We start from the raw sequence: 801 nt of genomic DNA on the forward strand, positions 1-801 counted from the left end.
GCGTGCTCCAGCTGCTCCGCTAACAAGTAGCTGGAATAGCTAAATAAAATCGGGCGGCGGGGCCATTGGCCCCGCCGCTCTTTTTTGCGTCCGGAGGCGGGCAGGGGCATTCATTCGCCATTAACCCTATCGCTTAAACCGGCGTTAACCATACTTTAAAGGACACCTCCTAAAACTGGACCAAAGCCCGCTTTCGAGACCGCGTGGCCGATTCGTATCCGGTTCAAGAGGAAGACTCGCCAATGTCCAACATCGTTCTCTCGGCGTCAGTTCGCCAGAACCTGTTGTCGCTGCAGTCGACGGCTGACTTGCTGGCCACGACGCAGGAGCGGCTGTCAACCGGCAAGAAGGTCAACACGGCGCTCGACAATCCCACCAACTTCTTCACCGCGCAGGGGTTGGACAACCGCGCCAGCGACATCAGCAACCTGCTCGACGGCATCAATAACGGTGTGCAGGTGCTCCAGGCCGCCAACACCGGCATCACCTCGCTGCAGAAGCTGATCGACAGCGCGAAATCGATCGCCAACCAGGCGCTGCAGACCACGGTCGGTTACTCCACCAAGTCGAACGTCTCCACCACGATTCCCGGTGCGACGCCCGCGGACCTGCGCGGCACGACCTCCTATGCGAGCGCGACCGCCAACAGCAACGTGCTCTACACCGGCGCGCCCGGTGGCGTGACCCCGGTGACGGGGACTGCCGCGCTCGGCGCCTCGCTGGGTTCGAACGCGGGCTCGGCGGTCGGTTTTGCCGCGACCGCTGCCGACGGCACCACCGTACTGTCAGGTACCGCCACGC

Annotated in this window: 1 protein-coding gene; it reads left to right on the plus strand. The window is 62.8% G+C overall.

Going from position 1 to position 801, the window contains the following annotated elements; all coding sequences use genetic code 11:
• Positions 1-242 precede the first annotated feature (242 nt).
• Positions 243-801 (plus strand): flagellin N-terminal helical domain-containing protein (locus AC1D00_RS43535; RefSeq protein ID WP_477014986.1); only part of this gene is annotated, 559 nt, incomplete at its 3' end.

The sequence above is a fragment of the Bradyrhizobium sp. P2_E8 genome (genome assembly GCF_056403875.1).